At 47.2% G+C, this 20,424-nt stretch carries 24 protein-coding genes and 2 pseudogenes; 23 read left to right on the forward strand and 3 right to left on the reverse strand.

Annotation, left to right across the window (positions count from 1 at the left end; all coding sequences use genetic code 11):
• The first annotated feature begins 70 nt into the window (after positions 1-70).
• The 11 genes from pxpB to V2546_RS06135 all read left to right on the forward strand — a co-directional run bounded on the left by pxpB (position 71) and on the right by V2546_RS06135 (position 9,404).
• The gene (pxpB, locus tag V2546_RS06085) at positions 71-802 is read left to right on the forward strand and encodes a 5-oxoprolinase subunit PxpB (RefSeq protein WP_118529972.1); all 732 of its coding nucleotides are present in this window, start codon (positions 71-73) and stop codon (positions 800-802) included.
• Positions 802-1,899, forward strand: coding sequence for a 5-oxoprolinase subunit C family protein (locus tag V2546_RS06090; RefSeq protein ID WP_215704648.1), 1,098 nt, complete (start codon positions 802-804; stop codon positions 1,897-1,899). The genes pxpB and V2546_RS06090 overlap by 1 nt, the downstream gene beginning before the upstream one ends.
• A gap of 130 nt (positions 1,900-2,029) precedes the next feature.
• Positions 2,030-2,851: a putative hydro-lyase gene (locus tag V2546_RS06095; RefSeq protein ID WP_215704649.1), complete on the forward strand. Its 822-nt coding sequence runs from the start codon at positions 2,030-2,032 to the stop codon at positions 2,849-2,851.
• Positions 2,852-3,268: 417 nt separating this feature from the next.
• Positions 3,269-4,615 carry an MATE family efflux transporter gene (locus tag V2546_RS06100; protein ID WP_329751824.1) on the forward strand — a complete coding sequence of 449 codons (1,347 nt, stop codon included), beginning with the start codon at positions 3,269-3,271 and terminating at the stop codon, positions 4,613-4,615.
• A 181-nt stretch (positions 4,616-4,796) separates the two neighbouring features.
• Complete coding sequence (gene rplM / locus V2546_RS06105) at positions 4,797-5,231, forward strand: 50S ribosomal protein L13 (protein ID WP_015553390.1); 435 nt, start codon at positions 4,797-4,799, stop codon at positions 5,229-5,231.
• Between the two features lie 28 nt (positions 5,232-5,259).
• On the forward strand, positions 5,260-5,652 hold the full coding sequence (rpsI, locus tag V2546_RS06110) for a 30S ribosomal protein S9 (RefSeq protein WP_021905542.1): 393 nt from the start codon (positions 5,260-5,262) through the stop codon (positions 5,650-5,652).
• 411 nt (positions 5,653-6,063) lie between these two features.
• On the forward strand, positions 6,064-6,861 hold the full coding sequence (locus V2546_RS06115) for a class I SAM-dependent methyltransferase (RefSeq protein WP_329751825.1): 798 nt from the start codon (positions 6,064-6,066) through the stop codon (positions 6,859-6,861).
• 211 nt (positions 6,862-7,072) lie between these two features.
• Positions 7,073-7,228 (forward strand): hypothetical protein, encoded by a 156-nt coding sequence (locus tag V2546_RS06120; protein ID WP_436973271.1) that lies wholly within the window; start codon positions 7,073-7,075, stop codon positions 7,226-7,228.
• Between the two features lie 484 nt (positions 7,229-7,712).
• Positions 7,713-8,075 carry a helix-turn-helix domain-containing protein gene (locus tag V2546_RS06125; protein WP_308454606.1) on the forward strand — a complete coding sequence of 121 codons (363 nt, stop codon included), beginning with the start codon at positions 7,713-7,715 and terminating at the stop codon, positions 8,073-8,075.
• Complete coding sequence (locus V2546_RS06130) at positions 8,035-8,412, forward strand: TnpV protein (protein WP_005927690.1); 378 nt, start codon at positions 8,035-8,037, stop codon at positions 8,410-8,412. The genes V2546_RS06125 and V2546_RS06130 overlap by 41 nt, the downstream gene beginning before the upstream one ends.
• A gap of 29 nt (positions 8,413-8,441) precedes the next feature.
• Positions 8,442-9,404, forward strand: coding sequence for a DUF3658 domain-containing protein (locus tag V2546_RS06135; protein ID WP_005927687.1), 963 nt, complete (start codon positions 8,442-8,444; stop codon positions 9,402-9,404).
• Between the two features lie 61 nt (positions 9,405-9,465).
• Here V2546_RS06135 and V2546_RS06140 read toward each other — a convergent pair whose 3' ends face one another.
• A complete protein-coding gene (locus V2546_RS06140; RefSeq protein WP_005924756.1) occupies positions 9,466-10,272 on the reverse strand; it encodes a helix-turn-helix domain-containing protein in 807 nt (268 codons plus the stop codon).
• A 483-nt stretch (positions 10,273-10,755) separates the two neighbouring features.
• Here V2546_RS06140 and V2546_RS06145 point away from each other — a divergent pair, with 483 nt between their 5' ends.
• The 8 genes from V2546_RS06145 to V2546_RS06180 all read left to right on the forward strand — a co-directional run bounded on the left by V2546_RS06145 (position 10,756) and on the right by V2546_RS06180 (position 16,429).
• The gene (locus tag V2546_RS06145) at positions 10,756-10,944 is read left to right on the forward strand and encodes a hypothetical protein (RefSeq protein ID WP_329751827.1); all 189 of its coding nucleotides are present in this window, start codon (positions 10,756-10,758) and stop codon (positions 10,942-10,944) included.
• On the forward strand, positions 10,941-11,282 hold the full coding sequence (locus V2546_RS06150) for a DeoR family transcriptional regulator (protein WP_005927681.1): 342 nt from the start codon (positions 10,941-10,943) through the stop codon (positions 11,280-11,282). Before V2546_RS06145 ends, V2546_RS06150 begins: the two co-directional genes overlap by 4 nt.
• Positions 11,275-11,571 (forward strand): DUF3847 domain-containing protein, encoded by a 297-nt coding sequence (locus V2546_RS06155; RefSeq protein WP_005927679.1) that lies wholly within the window; start codon positions 11,275-11,277, stop codon positions 11,569-11,571. The genes V2546_RS06150 and V2546_RS06155 overlap by 8 nt, the downstream gene beginning before the upstream one ends.
• A 311-nt stretch (positions 11,572-11,882) precedes the next feature.
• Positions 11,883-12,137, forward strand: a complete 255-nt coding sequence (locus V2546_RS06160) for a CPCC family cysteine-rich protein (protein ID WP_002304358.1) — start codon at positions 11,883-11,885, stop codon at positions 12,135-12,137.
• Between the two features lie 56 nt (positions 12,138-12,193).
• Positions 12,194-12,685, forward strand: a complete 492-nt coding sequence (locus V2546_RS06165; protein WP_329751828.1) for a hypothetical protein — start codon at positions 12,194-12,196, stop codon at positions 12,683-12,685.
• Between the two features lie 147 nt (positions 12,686-12,832).
• The gene (gene mobQ, locus V2546_RS06170) at positions 12,833-14,413 is read left to right on the forward strand and encodes a MobQ family relaxase (RefSeq protein ID WP_329751829.1); all 1,581 of its coding nucleotides are present in this window, start codon (positions 12,833-12,835) and stop codon (positions 14,411-14,413) included.
• Positions 14,414-14,478: 65 nt separating this feature from the next.
• A complete protein-coding gene (locus tag V2546_RS06175; protein WP_329751830.1) occupies positions 14,479-15,123 on the forward strand; it encodes a CHC2 zinc finger domain-containing protein in 645 nt (214 codons plus the stop codon).
• Positions 15,092-16,429, forward strand: coding sequence for a virulence-associated E family protein (locus V2546_RS06180; protein WP_329751831.1), 1,338 nt, complete (start codon positions 15,092-15,094; stop codon positions 16,427-16,429). The genes V2546_RS06175 and V2546_RS06180 overlap by 32 nt, the downstream gene beginning before the upstream one ends.
• Before the next feature lie 28 nt (positions 16,430-16,457).
• On the opposite strand, the gene V2546_RS06185 is transcribed toward V2546_RS06180, so the two are convergent.
• A complete protein-coding gene (locus V2546_RS06185) occupies positions 16,458-16,697 on the reverse strand; it encodes a tweety protein (protein WP_329751832.1) in 240 nt (79 codons plus the stop codon).
• Between V2546_RS06185 and V2546_RS06190 the strand changes: the two genes are divergently transcribed.
• From V2546_RS06190 to V2546_RS06205, 4 genes and pseudogenes are all read left to right on the forward strand, one after another.
• Positions 16,671-16,868: a hypothetical protein gene (locus V2546_RS06190; RefSeq protein WP_002304371.1), complete on the forward strand. Its 198-nt coding sequence runs from the start codon at positions 16,671-16,673 to the stop codon at positions 16,866-16,868. The two genes, V2546_RS06185 and V2546_RS06190, sit on opposite strands and share 27 nt — an antisense overlap.
• Positions 16,869-18,539: a recombinase family protein gene (locus V2546_RS06195; protein ID WP_329751833.1), complete on the forward strand. Its 1,671-nt coding sequence runs from the start codon at positions 16,869-16,871 to the stop codon at positions 18,537-18,539.
• Positions 18,540-18,630: 91 nt separating this feature from the next.
• Positions 18,631-18,717 (forward strand): annotated as a pseudogene (locus V2546_RS06200) (Maff2 family mobile element protein); the annotation flags it as partial.
• A gap of 69 nt (positions 18,718-18,786) precedes the next feature.
• Positions 18,787-18,990, forward strand: a pseudogene (locus tag V2546_RS06205) (VirB6/TrbL-like conjugal transfer protein, CD1112 family); the annotation flags it as partial.
• Between the two features lie 113 nt (positions 18,991-19,103).
• Here the strand turns inward: V2546_RS06205 and V2546_RS06210 are convergent.
• Positions 19,104-20,408, reverse strand: coding sequence for a Na+/H+ antiporter NhaC family protein (locus V2546_RS06210; RefSeq protein ID WP_015553395.1), 1,305 nt, complete (start codon positions 20,406-20,408; stop codon positions 19,104-19,106).
• Positions 20,409-20,424: the final 16 nt, after the last annotated feature.

Raw genomic sequence — 20,424 nt, forward strand, 5'->3', positions numbered from 1 at the left:
AAAAAGAGTGCAGCTGTTTGACATCTTACAAATGTCAAACAGCCGCAAATGTATAGAGAGGAGACTCGCTGTGGGAAATGTAAGATATCTGGTTTCCGGCGACTGTGCAGTCACCGTGGAATTTGGAAATGAGATCAGTCCGGAGATCAACCGGAAGATCCGCGCATTCAAGATCGCGTTAGAGAAAGAACAGATTGAGGGAATCGTCGAGACCGTACCGACCTACCGTTCCCTTCTTGTTGTATACAAGCCGGAAGTGATCCGGTTCTCGGCACTGACAGAAAAATTTGAGCAGGTTCTGTCCTCCATGGGCAGCATCCAGATCCCGCCGCCAACGGTGATCGAGATCCCGGTGCTTTACGGCGGGGAGATGGGACCGGACCTTGCGAATGTGGCAGAGCATAACGGACTTACGGAAGAGGAAGTCGTAAAGATCCACTCCTCCGAAGAGTACCTGATCTACATGCTGGGATTTATCGCAGGATTCCCGTACCTCGGCGGCATGGACAAGCGTATCGCGACTCCGCGTTTGAAGAGTCCGCGCGTAAAGATCGAGGGCGGCTCCGTGGGAATCGCCGGAGAGCAGACTGGAATCTATCCGGTGGCATCCCCGGGCGGCTGGCAGCTCATCGGAAGAACTCCGTTAAAGCTGTATGATTCCGAGCGGGAAAAACCGGTACTCCTGGAGTCCGGACAGTATATCAAATTCCGCCCGGTGACGGAAGAAGAGTACAAAGCCATCGAAAAACAGGTGGAGAACGATACATATCAGTATGTAGTATATGATAAGGAGGCGGAGTGATGGGCATTCAGATCATAAACGGCGGATTCCTGACAACGATTCAGGATATGGGACGTTACGGATATCAGGAGACTGGAATGTCCGTATCTGGTGTCATGGATACCAGGGCAGCGTCACTCGCCAATATCCTTGTTGGAAATGATACGAACGAGGCGGTCATCGAGATCACGATGATGGGCCCGACCATGAAATTTACAGAAGATGAGATCATCGCGGTGACAGGCGGCGACCTCGGGGCAAAGATCGACGGAAAACCGGTGGAGAGATACCGTGCGGTCCTGGTAAAAGCGGGCCAGACGTTGAGCTTCATGGGCATGTACGGCGGAAGCCGTGCGTATATCGCTTTTGCGGGCGGACTTGATATCCCGGTTGTTATGGGAAGCAGATCCACGAACCTGAAATCAAAAGTCGGCGGATACGAGGGAAGAAAATTAGGAACCGGCGATGAGATCGCTTTCCGCGCTCCTGCATCCTGGCTCCCGCATATGGCCGAGCGTGTATACGGACTTCCGTCTTACGGTGCAAAGGAATGGACCCTCAGAGTCGTTATGGGCCCGCAGGACGACTGTTTTACAGATAAGGGAATCAACACCTTCTTAAACAGCACCTACACGATCTCCAACGAGTATGACCGCATGGGCTGCCGCATGGAAGGCGATGTGATCGAGCATAAAAACGGCGGCGACATCATCACTGACGGCATCAGCTTCGGCGCTGTCCAGGTTCCGTCCCACGGAAATCCTATCGTCATGATGGCGGACCATCAGACCACAGGCGGCTACACAAAGATCGCCAATGTGATCTCTGTGGACCTTCCGGTGCTTGCCCAGTGCATGCCGGGAATGAAGATCCATTTTGAGAAAGTCACGGTGGATGAGGCGCAGGCTCTCTATTGTAAGGAAAAAGAAGAGTTTGACGCGCTTGCGAAGAGACTGAATACCCCGGTGGAACCGGCGGATGATGAGCAGGCGGTGGCGATCGCAGCGGCATCCGAGGCGAACAAGACCGCATGGGTAAAGGCGGGAACCTATAAGATCTCCGTAAATGGAAAAGAGTTTCTTGTGGAGCTTGAAAAAGAGGTTGTGAGATTCCGGTAAAAAAATATGGGGATGCAGACCGGAAAATGACCTGATCGGCGAAGCGTTTCAGCAGAATGGGTCGTGGGGAACAGGGACCTTAAGATGCCGGAAACGAAAAGAACGGCATAGGAGAAAGGGGTAGTGAAAAATGGGAGATTACAGAACGACAAGACCGGAAGAGATCTGGAAAAAGATCCGTGACGGTGAGATCACAGAACCGACAGCCGGAATGTGCGGGGGATACGCACAGGCAAACCTTGTGATTCTGCCGAAAAAATATGCGGAGGATTTTAAAAAGTTCGCGGAGCGCAACCCGAAACCGTGTCCGATCCTTGAGATCATGGACGGCTCCCCGCTGGTTCATGATATGGGCGAGGGAGCGAATATCGTTACCGATATTCCGCGGTACTTTATCTATAAAAACGGCGTGAAGGTCGATGAAGTGACAGATGCTTCTGGATATTGGCAGGATGATTTCGTTGGTTTTCTTATCGGCTGCAGCTTTTCCTTCGAGGAGGCGCTCTTACAGGCAGGAATTGATGTGCGTCATATCTCCATGGGAAGAAACGTGCCGATGTACAAGACGAATATCGAGTGCGAAAAAGCAGGAGTCTTCGAGGGGCCGTTGGTATGCAGCATGCGCCCGATGACGCCGGAGAACGCAAAGAAAGCGGCGGAGATCACAGAAAAGTTCCCGAATGTTCACGGTGGTCCTGTCCACATGGGCGATCCGGAAAAAATCGGCATCAAGGATATCGACCATCCGGACTATGGAGATCCAGTGGAGATCCGCGAGGGCGAGATCCCGGTATTCTGGGCCTGCGGCGTGACCCCACAGGCAGCCATCGAGCGGGCGAAGCCGCCGATCGTCATCACCCATGCCCCGGGTCATATGTTTATCACAAATGTGAAGAACGCGGAGTTAAATGATTATCTGGAGAAAAAGAAGCAAGGTACGAAATCGCTGTGAAACAGAAGAAATCGCAGCATCGCAGATGTGTGATCAGCTGCCAGCATCGGACATGGCAGATTTTGCCGGACAGATGCGGAAGTGAGATGTTCGGGCCTTAGAGAGTGAGAGGTTCGGGTCACCGAGTCTTCGGGCTCCGGATAGTTGACAGAATCCGAAATCTATGTTATTCTACCAGACGTTAAAACTCGTGTGGATTTTTAGAGAAGAACTTTTTTCGCCACACAATCACCTAAAAGCTTTATGGGTGGTTGTGTGGCGTTTTTTGTTTAACAGAAAATTCCGATAGAACTTCCCGCTAAACAAAAAGGAACTACGTGCCAATGATGTGTCGAGGTACATTCTTTTTATTGCTTATATCAACGAAGTTTTACATATGGAACCGTTACTTTAAAAATTATATGGGAGATTAGAATCATGAATGAAACTTTCATGAAGGAGAAGCCGATCTTTCCTCTTCTCCTCGGAATGGGAATGCCCATGGTCCTGTCCATGCTGGTGAATTCCCTCTATAATATAGTAGACAGTTATTTTGTTGCCCGGATCAGCGAGAATGCCATGGAAGCGCTGTCTCTGGTATTTCCGATCCAGAATTTCATCAATGCCATGGCCATCGGTTTCGGAGTGGGGATCAACGTTCTGATCGCCACAGCGAGAGGTGCCGGAAAAGAGAATGAAGCGCGCCGGGCAGCGACTCAGGGTGTTGTCCTGTCTGTGATCCACGGGATCATCCTCTCTGTGATCTGCATCGTCATCATGCCAGGATTCCTTGGGAGGTTCACAGGCGATCAGGAGGTCATCCGGTACGGTGTGCGCTACGCATCCGTCGCATTCCTGTTTTCACCGATCATCATGGCAGGACTGGCTTTCGAAAAGATCTTTCAGGCAGTGGGGCGGATGAAGGTGTCCATGATTGCCCTGCTTGGCGGCTGCATCACAAACATTATCCTGGATCCGATTTTAATCTTTGGACTGGCATTCTTTCCCAAAATGGGAATCTCCGGCGCGGCAATTGCCACAGGTGTGGGGCAGCTTATCTCGCTCGCAGTCTACCTTGCCTTTTATTTCCGAGGTCCGGTTCCGGTAAAGCTGGAAGCAAGGTATAAGATTCCCGGTGGAAATACGATGAAGAAGCTCTACGGGATCGGGATCCCGGCGATCCTCAATCTGGCGCTGCCCTCCGTCATGATCTTTGTGTTAAACGGTCTGCTGGCGCAGTATTCCAGAAGCTATGTGGTTATTCTTGGAATCTACTATAAACTGCAGACCTTCCTCTATTTCCCGGCCAGCGGCATCATCCAGGGGATGCGGCCGGTGATCGGTTACAATTTCGGCGCCGGAGAGCGTGAGAGAGTCGGGAAGATCTATAAGATAACATTAGCTATGGCCGGCGTAATCATGGCAGCAGGAACGGTGCTCTGCCTTACGATCTCCAACACGCTGATCGGTGCCTTTACCGACAACGCGGAGACCATCGCAGCAGGCGGCGCGGCCCTCCGGATCATCAGCGCCGGATTCATCGTCTCAACGGTCTCCGTAACAGCGTCTGGTGCCCTGGAGGGAATCGGCATGGGTGTCCAGTCCCTTGTGATCTCCCTGCTCCGCTATATCGTAGTCATCCTTCCGTCCGCCTTTATTCTCTGTCATCTGTTCGGCGGCGGCGCGGTCTGGAACGCGTTCTGGATCACGGAGTTTGCGGCAGCAGTTGTGGCTGAGATCGTGTATCGGGGAACGATTAAGCGGACCATGCCAAAACCACGATAAAATATAGGTTTTTCGGCAAAATTTAATCGAAATTTTGAAGAAAAATGGTTGACACACCCGACCATGTATAATATAATGTATAACTGTGACATCGGTTGAAAATGCTGTAGCCAAAGCCCCGGAGACAGTATTTTACGATAAAGGAACATTGATTGATTTAGTACAAACAGGAGGTCAACCCATGAAGAGCTTTATGGCTAGTCCAGCAACAATTGAGAGAAAATGGTACGTAGTTGACGCTACAGGATATACATTAGGTCGTCTGACATCAGAAGTAGCAAAGATCTTAAGAGGAAAGAACAAACCGATCTACACTCCGCACATCGACTGCGGCGATTACGTGATCGTAACAAACGCTTCCAAGATCAAAGTTACAGGTAAGAAGTTAGACCAGAAGATCTACTACAGCCACTCCGACTATGTAGGCGGAATGAAAGAGACAACTTTAAGAGAAATGCTCGAGAAGAAGCCGGAGAAGGTTATCGAGTTAGCAGTTAAGGGAATGCTCCCGAAGGGACCTTTAGGAAGAAGCATGATCACAAAACTTCACGTTTACGCTGGCCCGGATCACGAGCAGGCAGCACAGAAGCCGGAAGTTTTAGAAATCAAATTTTAATTAGAGGTCTGAAAGGAGGAAATTCATAATGGCTAGCACAAAATATTACGGAACAGGCAGAAGAAAAAAATCTATCGCAAGAGTATATCTTGTACCGGGAACAGGTAAGATCACAATCAACAAGAGAGATATCGATGAGTATCTTGGTCTTGAGACATTAAAGCTCATCGTTCGTCAGCCGTTAGCAGCAACAGAGACAGCTGATAAGTTCGACGTTATCGTTAATGTTCGCGGCGGCGGAGTTTCCGGACAGGCAGGCGCTATCCGTCATGGTATCTCCAGAGCTCTGCTTCACGCAGACATCGAGTACCGTCCGGTATTAAAGAAAGCTGGTTTCTTAACAAGAGATCCGCGTATGAAAGAAAGAAAGAAATACGGTCTCAAAGCAGCTCGTCGCGCTCCGCAGTTCAGCAAGAGATAATCGACTGCTCAGACTATATCAAAAGGTTTACAAAACCCCGGAAAATCAAGGTTTTCCGGGGTTTTCTTATACCTAAACGGGCTGATATAGTTTGACCTCATTTGACCAAACGAGAGCCATTTTCACTGGAGTTTTAGTGGTTAAATATAGGACAACCGGCAAAAATGGGGTCAAAAAACGGCCTTAGTGGTTAAAAAATAGGACAACCAGAGAGCAATTTCGGGGGTATTTTTGAGGGTGATTTTTGTCATGGTGGGAAAAGATTCCGGCATCAGGAAGGACCGTCACTTTACATAGCTAAACAGTTTGCGGATGAACGGTTTTGAGCTATGAAGCTATGGAATCTGTAGGTAATATCTGATAGAAATAGTAAGAACAGCGATATAAATCTGGATTTGGAGGTGTGTTGCAATGCCAGCTTTGAAAGGATTAGAATGGACGTTTGATACAGTTTCGTCTACATATGAGAAGTCACGTCCTGGTTATGTAAAAGAATTGTATCAAACATTGCTTGACTATATTCCTATTAACGAAAATAGCAATGTGGTTGAGGTGGGAAGTGGTGGAGGCCAAGCAACGGCTCCAATTTTAGCAACTGGATGTCAATTGACAGCAGTAGAATGTGGAAAACGATTCTCTGAATTGTTAAAAGATAAATTTAATGAGTATCAAAAATTTTCAGTCGTTACAGGTAAATTTGAAGATACAGTGTTTGAGGACAATACGTTTGATTTAGTATTTTCTGCAACGGCCTTTCATTGGGTACCAGAGAAAATCGGATATGAAAAAGTATTTTCTATGCTGAAAAATGGTGGTGCTTTTGCACGTTTTGCGAACCATCCGTATCGTGATAGAGAAAATATAGAGCTTTCACAAGAAATAGATAAGATTTATGACCTGTATTACAATAAGTATTACAATAAAGAACGTGAAACAATATCTGAATATACGGAACAGCAGGCAAAAGCGATAGCAATGATTGCAAGCAAATATGGTTTTTCAGATATTAGATATGAGTTATTTTATCGAGAACGAGTATTTTCCGCAAATGAGTATATTGAACTTCTTGGAACATATTCAAACCATATTGCAATTGAAGAAAGTATAAGAACAGAGTTCTTTGCTAAAATTAAAGAAGCAATTAACAACCATGGTGGTATAATAAAAATCCATGATACTATTGATTTACAATTAGCGAGAAAATGTTAAATTCCAGTTTGTCGGATCGAAAAGGAAGAGCCTTACGCAAGGTGCAAGAAAAAACTCCGTTCGGGTTAAGGGCGAAGTGCCTTAGCCGGTCAAGGGTGCCCCAGAGAGAAAAACTGGAACCGTCCCGTCCCTTAGTACGGGATAAGCTCAAACAGGAGCTGCCTGCCCATAAGCCTGCCGCTCCGAAGAAACGGGAGCCGGAGCGATAACCATGGCAAAGCGCAAGCGGGATATTCCGGTTTTGTTTTGGGTGTCCGCAGAAGAACTGGAGCTGATCCATCAAAAGATACAGCAATACGGGACAGAGAATTTGAGCACCTTCCTCCGCTTTTTCTTTTTAGAGGTATCATTGTTTTCTTGGTGGTAATACTGGATAATGGAGGCAGAAAAAATAAGTGTGATAAAGAGGTTGAGCATAAATGATGACCTTTGAGATGGTAATTGAAATTTTTGAAGAATACCTGTTTGTAGATAAGGCAATAGAGGTTTATAGAAGCTCGTTCAGCATCTGAACTAACTGCAATTAGATGATTCTAAACTTGCAAAACTTAGCAAACATCGAACCATGGCTGAAATGCCTGTAATCATTCTTTGATAATTATGCTGTTACAAAGTGTGTAAATCGTATATGAAAAACCCTGGCTGTTGAATTCGATGGAACGCCGTGTGCGGTGAAAGTTACATGCACGGTGTGGAGCGGGGGAAAATCTGGAGATTATATCAAAGGATTACCTATCGCTATCTGGCGCAAAATCTCAGGGCATGAAGCAGTTCATGGCTAATTAAAGGGAACAAAAAGAAAGGAAAAGCACAATCCAGACGGTATCAGCGGCAGTCTACAAGAATAAATTGTGATTACACAAGATTGGTGCTATAATAAGAGAAAAGTTCCTGCCGGGGCAGCCGCCCCGGTGGTATGGATAGGAAGGCGGGAAAGCAATATGCACATCAGCTATAAACCACTCTGGCATACACTGTTAGAGCGTGATATGAGAAAAGAAGATTTAAGGCTTGCTGCTGGTATGACAACGAATATGATTGCCAACATGAGCAAAGAGGGAAAGCACATCAGCATGGATACATTAGCCCGTATCTGCGAAACGCTGAATTGTGAGATTACCGATGTGATTGAGTTAGTACCAGACGAGCCTGCTTCCACAGGAGGTAAGGAACATGAGCGAACTGAAACCAAGAATAACGGAAAACGGAATTGATTATATCCTTGTCGGAGATTATTACATCCCGGACTTGAAACTGCCGGAGGAACACCGCCCTATCGGAAAGTACGGACGGATGCACCGGGAATATTTAAGGGAAGTCCACCCAGCCAGATTGAATACATTGATACTGACCGGGGAATTGTGGACATATCTTGCAGACCTGAACGAACAGGCACAGGAACGGTTAGACACCATCATGGAGCAGATGAAAACTGCCGAGGGCGTAACCGAGGAATTGAAGCGTACCCACCAAATGGAATGGGTGCAGCGTTGCAATAACATTCATAACCGGGCAGAAGAAATTGTTTTGCATGAGATGATTTATTCATAACGGGAGCAATTAAATCGGAGGTATATAAGATGATTGAAATTGTATTTGGTGAAAGTGCCTGTGGAAGTTTGAAAATTGCCCAAACTTACGGCAAGGGAAAGTATAGAGGAAGTGCTGTTTCAATATTTATGAGGCATGAAGACGGGAGTGTTCCATCTTCAGATGAAATGAAAAAAGCACAGCTTCAAGCACAGGAACAAGAACGCATTGCTTGGGAGAATGCTATTCCATTGGGAGGCAAGAGCTGTGATGTTTATTGTTTTGATATGGCTCTTAGTGTGGGAGATATTTCTGATAATGGAATTGGCGAACAGCGGAAAAATGTTTTCAAGAAAATGCTGTCTGTCTGCTTTGTAGAGGATTTAGATTATCAGGTTGAAGAAAAAATACAGAAAATTAAAACTACATTGACCTCAGTGATTGAACGATATGTAGCTGGGGAAGAAATTCGCATTTGGTATAGCTATAATCCAGATGAGCTTTGTGGTATGTATTGGCTTATGAAACAACTTCAACCCTTAAACTGCCAGACAACAATTTATTTGGTTAAGTTACCTACATGGGAATATGGAAAAGAAAATACTATGACATCCAAAATAGCATGGGGCGAGGTCTCTCCTGGCGAATGGGGAAACTATATAACTCTACAAGAGAAAGCTAATCCTGTATTTCTTTCAGCTTGTGCTATGAAATGGAATCAACTTCAAAATGAAAATGCACCTTTGCGTGCAATGTTAAATGGTAAATTGCAAAGCGTTTCAGAAGATATATATGATAGTTTCATTCTTCGTGAAATTGCGGAACAGCCAGAGCAATTCAAAATGGCTATTGTCATAGGTAATGTTTTAGGAAAATATCAACTTGGAATTAGTGATGTATGGATTTCCAATCGCATTGATAAAATGCTTGAAGATGGTGTGTTGGAAATTATACAGGACGCACCAAAGGGAGAAACAAATTATCGCCGAATATTAAGAAAACGAATGAAGTAATAACCACAGCACAAACCGCTGCTACATGGAATCCAACAAACCATGCAACAGCGGTTTTCCTTTACCGTTTTTTCCTCTGGTTGATAGGCGTTCCCGTTTTCTTTGATTTTTGGAGAATCCGAATAAGCCAGCGAAATTCTTCATCTGACAGATTTTTATAGTTGATACCGAGCTGCTTGCAGTAAAGCACTGCCAGTTTTTCCAAACGGCTGCCCTTGAAATTTTCGACCGCTTCCAGATTTTCTTTCAGTTCATTGGCAACAGTGGTCTGGGGCGCACTCTCACTATCCTTTTTATGGGTTTCCCGAATATCCCGGATAATCAGGTTTAGGTCATCCAGAACCATGTGGCTGAAATATTCATCATCACTGATATGGGCGGCTTGCAGCACTTTCAAATGTGGGTCATCTTCGCCAGGGCGATACCGTTCTATGATTTCATGTCGGACAGTATCGACAAGGGTGTTGAGGTTTTGAATCTGCATGGTGGCAATCCCATCCACATAAATCTCAATGTCCGCAAGAAACTTGATAAAGTCCTTATGGGTGGCAAGTTCGCAGAGCAGACGGTTGTTGATCCGACCGCTTTTCAGAAGTGCAACCATTTCATCGTTCAAATGCAGCTCCGTCAGTGGCGTGTTGATCTGCTCCCTGTTCTCTGTCCGGCACAGCAGATAATCGACGGAAACCCCATAGAAGTCTGCCAGCGTGATAAGGTTGCCATGATTGATTTCCTTAAAATCTTCTTTTTCATAACTGCCAAGGGCTGATTTAGAAATACCCGTTAGTTTTGATAGTTCTTCCAGATTTAAGCCTTTGTCCTTGCGGAGTTCCCAAAGGCGTTCCTGTATGCTTGTTGCTCCTTTCATGGGCACACGCTCCTTTCCAACGGTTTCATTGCTGCCGCTTATCTGGATTATATCACACTTTCCGTAATCGTGGAAATTTCTGATTTTTACCCTTAATTCCTACTTTGTGGACATACGGCACAGGGCACAAAAATGTTCTATGATACAGGTAGTTCATCGATGGATTATTCCAATCGAATGACCAGCCTGTGTGGGATATGCTTCCCCGGCGATGTAGCGCCATGAATTTTGGCAGGGATATGGAGGAACCCTGACCAAAACGAGCGTACCAAAGGGAGCGATACGCCGCTGTGAGATTCAGGGGAGGAACGACACCGGGGAGAACTGGCGAACTGACACCGAAATGATACCGAAACACAACAATCTGATAGGGGGACAGTCTACCCTATCGCTGATACTTCGGGAGATTTTAAGCGGCTCTATGGCTGTAATTTTACCGAAAATCGCCCCGAAACCATACACTAAAACGGGAGGAAGCGCAATATGCCGAGAATGAGCAAAAAGAGAAAGCATGAGCTTTCCTTTTACCTCAATGACCGGGGGCGTGTCACTTACAACGAATTATGCCGGAAATGCCAGCATGGGTGCAGGCAGAGCTTCCGGGCGGTTGTGATTGACTGCCCCTGTTATTTATCCAAACGAGCAAAGAAAAAGGAGGAACACACAGAATGAATTTTGAATTTATGACGATAGACACACCATTGCCGCCCTGTATGCCTTTTCCCAGAGCGTTGACAGGATTTCCAGTCAGCAGCACCGCAAAGGTCATGTACTGCCGGATGCTGGACGCTATGCTCTCCAAAGGGCAGGAGGACGAGAACGGAATCCTCTTTGTCTGCTTCCCTGTCACAGCCATTGCCGCAGTCCTGTCCCGCAGCTCCATGACGGTCAAGCGTTCTCTGAATGAACTGGAAACTGCCGGACTTATCATGCGGGTGCGTCAGGGCATTGGAGAACCAAACCGGATTTATGTGCTGATACCGGGAAAGGAGGACGCTGCCCTTGCCTGATACCTCAAAGCTGGAAAAACTCAATCGGGAGTTGGAAAAAAGCGAAAAGAAACTGCGGAAAGCCATCAATGATGAAAAGGCATTGCAGCACCAGTTGAAACAGCTTACCCGAAAGGAACGGACGCACCGGCTCTGTACCCGTGGCGGTATGCTGGAAAGTTTTCTGCAAGAGCCGGAACGCCTGACAGATGATGATGTCATGCTGTTGTTGAAACTCATTTTTCACAGACAGGACACGCAGGAACTATTGAAAAAACTGCTGGAACGGGAGATGCCGGAACCCCCTTAGTTTACTAAGGGCGCAATTATACACCACCCAGAAGTTGGTGCATTGCGTTCTCCGAAGGCTCCTCGCCGGAGGGCTGTGATTTTCCGCAGTCATGGTCTGCTCCAAATCAAACAGGGGACGCTACGCTTCCCCTGCGCTGGCTGCCGCCAGCTACCCTTTTGTGGACTTGCCATCTGGGGACACCTTGCGCTGCAAGCTGTTCCCAGCCGACAAGTTTCATAAAATATGCTATCTTTTCGATAGGCAATAAAGTATAATGAAGTCAGCAATAAATCAGGAATTTGAGGTCAAGGATTAAACGGGAGGTTTATATGAAAAAATACCAATGTCCTTGCTGCGGATATTTTACCTATAATGTTCCGGCAAATAAAGATTGTGGGTATATTTGCCCCGTTTGTTTTTGGGAGAATGACCCGTTTATTGCTTCTGATAACGAACCAAGCGACTCTAATCATGGAATAACACTAAAAGAAGCGAAATTCAATTTCTCAAAATTTGGTGCTTGTGAAAAAGAAATGTTATGTTATGTCCGATCACCAAGAGATGATGAAAAAGAAATTTCATAGCGACAACTTCCAACTTGTAGAACTGAAAAATTGAAATTTGATGGGATGGTGATATTATGAAAAAGATAATGGCAGTTATGCTATCGTTGCTTGCTTGTACGGTTCTGCTTGCAGGGTGCAACACTTCCTCCGAAAGCAATGAAGAACAGTCCTTAAAGGTATATTCATTTAGCGGAGAAAATGAATATATTTCTGTGTCGAATGGTGTAATTATTTTAGATGGCAAAGATGAAATTTGCTATGGTGGTGATTTGAAAGTGATGTCAGACGATTTTGCTAATATTACCACATACTCAACGACCATTTATATCAATGGAAGCGAAAAAGAAACTCTGCTTTCTAATGGTGTTGATGATCAGACAGGTGAGACAATAGATGTTTCTGGAAATGTTGGACAAATTTCTGGTGACATTCTCAGAGATAGTGACGCTGATAAGTTGACTGATAATTTGTGGTTTGAATTGAAAACAACCAATTTGAACGGAGAAGAAAGCACTTATCGGGTACAGTTAGAGACAACTGAAATCATAAAGGAAGTCAAAAAGTAACCCCAAACTCTTACAACTAAATACCCGCCGCCCACAAAGCGGCACACCAAGCAGGAAATCTGAAAAAGGTTGCCTGCTTTTTTTCTGCCCAAAATGAGGTGGCAAAACGCCACCCCATCCGCCAATCACAGAAAGGAGTGACACGAAATGCCCTGTCCGCACAACGAAATTTCTATTGTGCAGCGCAGCCAACAGCAGTCTGCGATTGCCGCCGCTGCTTACCAGAGTGGCGAAAAACTGTTCTGTGAATACGACCAGCAAGTGAAGCACTATCCGGAAAAGCGTGGTATCGTCCACAATGAAATCCTGCTCCCGGCAAATGCCCCACAGAAATATGCAGACCGCAATACCCTATGGAACGCCGCCGAAGCGGTGGAGAAGCAATGGAACTCCCAGCTTGCAAGGCGGTGGGTGCTTACCATCCCCAGAGAGATACCGCCTGACCAGTACGCTGTCCTTGTACGGGAGTTTTGTGAGCAGCAGTTTGTTTCCAAAGGCATGATTGCTGATTTTGCAATCCATGACCCCCATCCGCCGGGACACAATCCCCACGCCCATATCATGCTCACTATGAGGGCAATGGACGAACATGGAAAATGGCTTCCCAAGAGCCGCAAGGTTTATGACCTTGACGAAAACGGGGAACGGATAAAACTTCCATCCGGCAGGTGGAAAAGCCACAAGGAGGATACGGTGGACTGGAACGACCAGAAGTATTGTGAAATCTGGCGGCATGAATGGGAGGTCATCCAGAACCGTTATCTGGAAGCCAATGACCGCCCGGAGCGTGTGGACTTGCGTTCCTATGCCAGACAGGGGCTTGATATAGTCCCCACTGTCCATGAGGGGGCTGCTGTCCGCCAGATGGAAAAGCGTGGTATCCAGACGAATATCGGCAACCTGAACCGGGAAATCAGAGCCGCCAACCGCCTGATGAAGTCCATCCGGCAGCTTATCCAAAACCTCAAAGGCTGGATTACCGAGCTGGGCGAAAAACGGAAAGAGCTGCTTGCACAAAAAGCGGCGGAGGAAGCGACACTTCTTCCCAATCTGCTGATGAAGTATATGGAGATACGAAAGGAAGAACGGAAGGACTGGACAAGGGCTGGACAGAACCGGGGGACTTCACAGGACTTAAAGGCAGTCAGCGAAGCATTGTCCTATCTCCGGCAAAAGGGACTTTCCACTGTGGAGGACTTAGAAGCGTTTCTGGAAGCGTCCGGGAAATCAGCCGCCGATTACCGCAATCAGATGAAGCCAAAGGAAGCCCGCAGCAAAGTGATTGACGGGATTCTTGCCAGCCGGACAGACTGCAAAGAATGTAAGGCTGTCTATGAGAAGTACCAGAAGATATTTTTTAAGAAAACAAAGGAGAAATTCAAACAGGAACACACGGAGGTTGCCCGGTATGCGAAAGCCGCCGCCTACCTTGCCAAGCACCCGGACGATAAGGACAGTACCCAAAAGGAGCTGCAAGAGGAGCAGGAAACGCTTCTCAGCGAAATCGCAGAACTGAAAGTACCGCTGACCGAGGTACAGGAGGATTTGAAGAAGCTGCGGGACATCCGCTACTGGGTACGGAAAGCCACACCCGGCACAGAGGAAAGCAAAGAGCCGCCCAAGAAGCAGCCCATCAAGGAAGTCTTGCAGGATAAGGCAGACGAGAAAAAAGCACAAAGAACCGCCCCGGCACAGGCGAAACACAGACAACAGGATATGGAACTTTAACAGGCACTTGCCATTTTCAATCAGAGAATGTCAGGTGCTTTTCTTATTTTCAAGGAGGGATAGATTTGAATGTATTTGAAGCTGTGAAGCAGTCCGTCACAACAAGACAGGCTGCGGAGCATTATGGAATCCATGCAGGGCGGAACGGGATGGCTTGCTGCCCGTTTCATCACGATAAAACCCCAAGCATGAAGCTGGATCGGCGTTACCACTGCTTCGGCTGCGGTGCGGATGGGGATGTGATTGATTTTGCCGCCGCCCTGTATGGGCTGGGAAAGAAAGAAGCCGCCGTACAACTGGCACAGGACTTCGGGCTTTCCTATGAGGACTGGAAACCGCCGGGAAAGGCGAAAAAGTCCAAGCCCCGGCAGAAATCGCCGGAGGAACAGTTTCAGGAAGCAAAGAACCGATGTTTCCGTATTCTTGCCGATTATCTCCATCTGCTGATGGCATGGAGAACGGACTACGCCCCACACTCCCCGGAGGAAGCCTTTCATCCCCGGTTTGTGGAAGCCTTACAGAAGCAAGACCAAGTGGAATATCTGCTGGATGTGCTGCTGTTCGGGGAGACAGAGAAAAAAGCGGCTTTGATTACGGACTACGGAAAGGATGTGATACAGCTTGAACAGCGAATGGCAGAGCTTGCAGCCGCAGACGCAGCAAGAACTAAAAAACACTATGAACGCCATGCAGCCGCCCCAGAGCATTGAGAAAATCAAGGCGGGGCTGGAAACTACCGAGAAAGGCGGTGTCCGTCAGAGCATACGGAACTGCCTGACCGTATTTCAGCGTGACCCGTTGCTTTCCGGGGCTATCGCATACAACATCCTGACTGACCGCAAGGACATCATAAAGCCCATCGGCTTCCACAGAGAAAGCACCGCCCTGAACGATACGGACATGAAGTATCTGCTTCTCTATCTGGAAGAAACCTACGGGCTTACCAATGAGAAAAAGATTGATAACGCCATCGGGATTGTGGCGAATGAAAACAAGTACCATCCCATACGGGACTACCTAATTGCCCTTGTGTGGGACGGGACAGAACGAATCCGTTTCTGTCTGCGGCACTTTCTGGGGGCTGACGCAGACGATTACACCTATGAAGCATTGAAGCTGTTCCTGTTGGGTGCAATCTCACGAGCCTTTCAGCCAGGGTGCAAATTTGAAATCATGCTCTGTCTGGTAGGCGGTCAGGGGGCTGGCAAGTCCACCTTCTTCCGCCTGCTGGCAGTCCGGGACGAGTGGTTCTCCGATGATTTGCGGAAGTTGGACGATGACAATGTGTACCGCAAGCTGCAAGGTCACTGGATTATCGAAATGTCGGAAATGATGGCAACCGCCAATGCCAAGAGCATCGAAGAAATCAAGTCGTTTTTAAGCCGGCAGAAAGAGGTCTACAAGATACCCTATGAAACCCACCCGGCAGACCGCCCCCGTCAGTGCGTGTTTGGCGGCACTTCCAATGCCCTTGACTTCCTGCCCCTTGACCGTTCCGGCAACCGCCGCTTTATCCCCGTCATGGTGTACCCGGAGCAAGCCGAGGTTCACATTTTGGAGGACGAAGCTGCTTCCAGAGCCTATATCGAACAGATGTGGGCGGAAGCGATGGAGATTTACCGAAGCGGCAGGTTCAAGTTGGCTTTCAGCCCCGCCATGCAGCGGTATCTCAAAGAACACCAGCGGGATTTTATGCCGGAGGACACCAAAGCCGGAATGATACAGGCGTATCTTGATAAGTACACCGGGAGCATGGTCTGCTCCAAGCAGCTCTACAAAGAAGCCTTAAACCATGCCTTTGACGAGCCGAAGCAATGGGAAATCCGGGAAATCAACGAGATAATGAACCAGTGCATTTCCGGCTGGCGGTATTTCCCGAACCCAAGAATGTTTTCCGAATATGGCAGACAAAAGGGCTGGGAGCGTGAAAACCCGGCAACGGACTCCGGCAACCCGTCTGAAAAAACGATGGATGGTTTTGTGGAGGTCACAGAACAGATGGAGCTTCCATTCTGAAAATGACCGCCCGTTGCACCCCCTGTTGCTATCCCGTTGCCGAGCCGGTTGCCGGGGAAAACCCCTTATTTCCGGGCTTTTCTCCCTTATAACAACCAAAACAACAGAAAAATAAAAGAAAAGTATAAATAGTAACCATCGCCAGATTGAGATTGTTTGCAAGGTCTTTTGAAGCCCGTTGCCGGACTTCGTTGCCGACATCCTCTGTCTGGCTATTTTCATGTATGGAGGATAACTGCCTATGGCAAAAAACAAAACAGAGATTCATGTTACAACGGTGTTTGACGGGGAACTGGACGCCACTGATGTGTTCGTCAGCCTGATTTCCCAGAAATACGGAAAGACAAATACAAAAGAATATCTTGCTAAAAAGAAAGATATAAGCTATAATGAAGATGAGGTTCAAAAGAGCCAGATACCGTCTGGATTGTGTGGGTAAATGGCTATGATGAACGAAATGGAATACAGAACAATCGGAAAGGCACTTGCCGGGGGCTATCGTGCAGCGGTCTATTGCAGGCTGTCAAAGGACGATGACCTGCAAGGCGAAAGTGCCAGTATCGCAAACCAGCGTGATATGCTGGAAAAATACTGCGAAAAGCAGGGATGGGAGGTTGTGGCAGTCTATCAGGACGATGGCTTTACAGGTCTTAACATGGAGCGTCCTGACTTACAGAGGATGTTAAAAGCCATTGAGCGGAAACAGATCAACCTTGTCATCACGAAAGACCTCAGCCGACTGGGGCGTAATTATCTGCAAAGCGGGCATTTGATTGAGGACTTTTTCCCAAGAAACGGTGTCCGCTATATCGCCATGAATGACGGTATCGACACTCTGCGGGATAACAACGATATTGCCCCGTTCAAGAATATCCTGAACGAGATGTACAGCAAGGATATTTCCAAGAAAGTCCATTCATCTTATCTTCTGAAAGCGCAGAAAGGACAGTTTACCGGGTGTCTTGCCCCGTTTGGGTATCGGAAAGACCCGGAGGACAAGAACCATCTGCTCATTGACGAGGAAACAGCCCCGATTGTGCGGCTGATTTTCGGATATGCCCTGAACGGTCATGGTCCGAACTATATCCGCAGACGGCTGGAGGAAGAAAAAATCCCCTGCCCTACATGGTGGAACCGGGAACGGGGGTTTCGCAATACCCGCACCAAATGGGAAAAGAAAGACCCGGAAAACGGGCGGTATATGTGGGACTTCTCCGTTATCAAAGATCTTTTGATGAATCCCGTCTACACCGGGGCGATTGCTTCCCAGAAAAAAGACTACCGTTTCAAAATCGGAACGATTGGGGAAAAGAAGTCGGAGGACTGGATTGTGGTGGAGGGACAGCATGAACCGCTGATTGACCGCATGAGCTTTGACATTGTGCAGAACAAGCTGAAATCCCGCCAGCGTCCGGGGCAGACAAATGAAATCAGCCTGTTTGCCGGATTGATAAAATGCGGCGAGTGTGGGAAGTCGCTGACGGTACGCTACACAAACGCAAAACATCCCCAGCGGATTTATTCCTGCAAGACCTACAATGCCTTTGGAAAGAACCACTGCACCCAGCACCGGATTGATTATGACACCCTTTACAGCCATGTGCTGCGGAAAATCCGGGAATGTGCCAGAGCTGCCCTGATGGACGGGGAAGCGGTTGCCGACCGCCTGACCAATACCTGTGAAGCCGAGCAGCAGGAACAGCGGGAAGCAATGGAACGCTCCCTTACAAGGGACGAGGAACGGATTGAGGTTCTGGACAAAATGGTAATGCGGCTTTATGAGGATATGATTGCAGGGCGTATCAGTGAGCAGAATTTCAACACCATGCTGGAAAAGACACAGACCGAGCAGACGGAGCTTAAAACAAAAGTGTCCGAGGGCAGAAAGCGGCTGTCCGATGAAGTCCAGCTTGCCAATGACGCAAAACAATGGGTGGAAGCCATTCAGGAATACGCCAACATCACAGAGTTGGACGCAGCCACCCTCAACCGTTTAATCAAAGAAATCGTCGTGCATGAGCGCATTGACGAAGATAAAACAAGACACATTTCTATCGAAATTCATTTTAATCTCAAACCCATCCCGGAGGTGGAACAGGTCACTGCCTGACCTGTCCCGCCGGGACGGTTCTCTTAAAAAACACCATATAGATTTTTTGTACGCCGCCGCCCGCCATCGAGCAGAGTTTTACACCTAATTGGGGATAAAACAGCTCATGGCCGGCGCTGGTGTAGCCGTAGTCGGCATGGTCCTTGTACCTCTGCTCTCCGGGCTTTTCTCTGTCTAAGCGTCTCCGTATGAAATCCTTGCCGCTCCCGCAGCTTTGCGGGGGCGGCGGAAAGGAGGTTGACACCGTATGGATTTCTTACTTGAAGCCCTGACGAATTGGATGAAAGAAATGCTGGTGGGCGGTATTATGAGCAACCTTTCGGGGATGTTTGACAGCGTAAACCAACAGGTCGCGGATATATCCGTACAGGTAGGACAGACCCCACAGGGATGGAATGGCAGTATTTTCAATATGATTGAGAATCTGTCCAACTCCATCATGGTGCCGATAAGAAGCAGATCGAAGCGGCCACTGCTGCTTTATAATTGATTCCGTCCATGATTACATGGGCATGACATTCTCCGAACATTGCTTTCGCCTTCTTTTTCTATCTGTTTTTCCAGTTATGCATTTTTTTCAAAAGAAATAAAGACAAGGGAACTGATGAACAACATATACGGGTAAAACAACCTTGGCAGAATATCAAATGCACTGACTGTCTCACCCAGGCCGGAAGCCGCTGAGATGGCAACCAGCATCTGTGCTCCATAAGGAAGAATTCCCTGAAAGATACAGGAAAATGTATCCAGAATAGATGCTGCTTTCTTATTGCTGATTCCGTAGTTTCCTGACATTTCTTTTGCAATTGGATTTGCCATAACAATTGCGACTGTATTATTCGCCGTTGCAATATCCATCAGACCTACCAACAGACCCATGCCAAGGAGTCCGCCTTTTCTCCCTTTAAACACTTTTTTTATCCAATATAGCAGAGCAGCAAATCCACCATATTCTTTGATCAGTGCACAGATAGACGCTACCAGAATGGCAACCATGCTGGTTTCAAACATGCCTGCTGCCCCGTCTCCCATATTTCCAAGCAAATCCGTCGGCACGATCATCCCTGTCGCAATCATGATGATGGAGCCACTTATGATTCCTGTAATCAGTACCAGGAACACATTTAAGCCAAGAATGCCTCCCGCCAGTACCAGTATATAAGGAATGGCCTGTATCAGATGATATTCTTCCTGCACAACTCCGCCACTGTAATTTTTCACAGACAGACTGTAAATAATCACCAGACTGACAATTGCTGCCGGAAGTGCAATGAAAAAGTTTTCCTTAAATTTATCTGTCATCTTACAACCCTGTCCATTACATGCGGCAATTGTCGTATCAGAGATAAAGGACAGATTATCCCCAAACATTGCACCACCCATGACTGTCGCAATACAAAGTGGCAGGTCAAACCCCGATGCTCGCGATACGGCTATTCCAATCGGAGTAATTAAAGTAATGGTTCCTACGGAAGTCCCCATTGCAAGTGATACAAAACAACTTACTACAAAAAGCACCACAACCGCAAACTGAGGCGGTATCAGTGACAGAATAAAATATGCCACACTGTTTGCTGATGTTCTTCCAACAACACCCACAAAAATTCCAGCCAGCATAAATATAATGATCATGGTAATAATGTTCGGATCGCTGATTCCAACTCCCATTATTTTCAGCTTATCATTCAGGCTTAATTTCCGGTTTTGCAGACATGCAACAAGCAGTGCAAGCAAAAATATAATCACAACAGGAATTTTGTAAAATCCCATCTCGATATTCAGGCCATATTCAAACAGAATCCCCAGTCCCAGATATAAAACCACAAACACCGCGATAGGCAATAAGGCTTTTGCGTTTCTTTTTTCCATTTCTTAATCCCTCTCT

This window comes from Clostridium sp. CM74B_53, from assembly GCF_036318045.1.
In the GTDB taxonomy this organism is placed as follows: Bacteria; Bacillota; Clostridia; order Lachnospirales; family Lachnospiraceae; genus Pilosibacter.

Bases quoted from the DNA above. Each gene is read 5' to 3' on its own strand.
- V2546_RS06090 (WP_215704648.1), top strand. From the start codon at position 802: ATGGGCATTCAGATCATAAACGGCGGATTCCTGACAACGATTCAGGAT.
- V2546_RS06095 (WP_215704649.1), top strand. From the start codon at position 2,030: ATGGGAGATTACAGAACGACAAGACCGGAAGAGATCTGGAAAAAGATC.
- V2546_RS06100 (WP_329751824.1), top strand. From the start codon at position 3,269: ATGAATGAAACTTTCATGAAGGAGAAGCCGATCTTTCCTCTTCTCCTC.
- rplM (WP_015553390.1), top strand. From the start codon at position 4,797: ATGAAGAGCTTTATGGCTAGTCCAGCAACAATTGAGAGAAAATGGTAC.
- rpsI (WP_021905542.1), top strand. From the start codon at position 5,260: ATGGCTAGCACAAAATATTACGGAACAGGCAGAAGAAAAAAATCTATC.
- V2546_RS06115 (WP_329751825.1), top strand. From the start codon at position 6,064: ATGCCAGCTTTGAAAGGATTAGAATGGACGTTTGATACAGTTTCGTCT.
- V2546_RS06120 (WP_436973271.1), top strand. From the start codon at position 7,073: ATGGCAAAGCGCAAGCGGGATATTCCGGTTTTGTTTTGGGTGTCCGCA.
- V2546_RS06130 (WP_005927690.1), top strand. From the start codon at position 8,035: ATGAGCGAACTGAAACCAAGAATAACGGAAAACGGAATTGATTATATC.
- V2546_RS06135 (WP_005927687.1), top strand. From the start codon at position 8,442: ATGATTGAAATTGTATTTGGTGAAAGTGCCTGTGGAAGTTTGAAAATT.
- V2546_RS06140 (WP_005924756.1), bottom strand. From the start codon at position 10,272: ATGAAAGGAGCAACAAGCATACAGGAACGCCTTTGGGAACTCCGCAAG.
- V2546_RS06145 (WP_329751827.1), top strand. From the start codon at position 10,756: ATGCCGAGAATGAGCAAAAAGAGAAAGCATGAGCTTTCCTTTTACCTC.
- V2546_RS06150 (WP_005927681.1), top strand. From the start codon at position 10,941: ATGAATTTTGAATTTATGACGATAGACACACCATTGCCGCCCTGTATG.
- V2546_RS06160 (WP_002304358.1), top strand. From the start codon at position 11,883: ATGAAAAAATACCAATGTCCTTGCTGCGGATATTTTACCTATAATGTT.
- V2546_RS06165 (WP_329751828.1), top strand. From the start codon at position 12,194: ATGAAAAAGATAATGGCAGTTATGCTATCGTTGCTTGCTTGTACGGTT.
- mobQ (WP_329751829.1), top strand. From the start codon at position 12,833: ATGCCCTGTCCGCACAACGAAATTTCTATTGTGCAGCGCAGCCAACAG.
- V2546_RS06180 (WP_329751831.1), top strand. From the start codon at position 15,092: ATGAACGCCATGCAGCCGCCCCAGAGCATTGAGAAAATCAAGGCGGGG.
- V2546_RS06190 (WP_002304371.1), top strand. From the start codon at position 16,671: ATGGCAAAAAACAAAACAGAGATTCATGTTACAACGGTGTTTGACGGG.
- V2546_RS06185 (WP_329751832.1), bottom strand. From the start codon at position 16,697: ATGAATCTCTGTTTTGTTTTTTGCCATAGGCAGTTATCCTCCATACAT.
- V2546_RS06195 (WP_329751833.1), top strand. From the start codon at position 16,869: ATGGCTATGATGAACGAAATGGAATACAGAACAATCGGAAAGGCACTT.
- V2546_RS06210 (WP_015553395.1), bottom strand. From the start codon at position 20,408: ATGGAAAAAAGAAACGCAAAAGCCTTATTGCCTATCGCGGTGTTTGTG.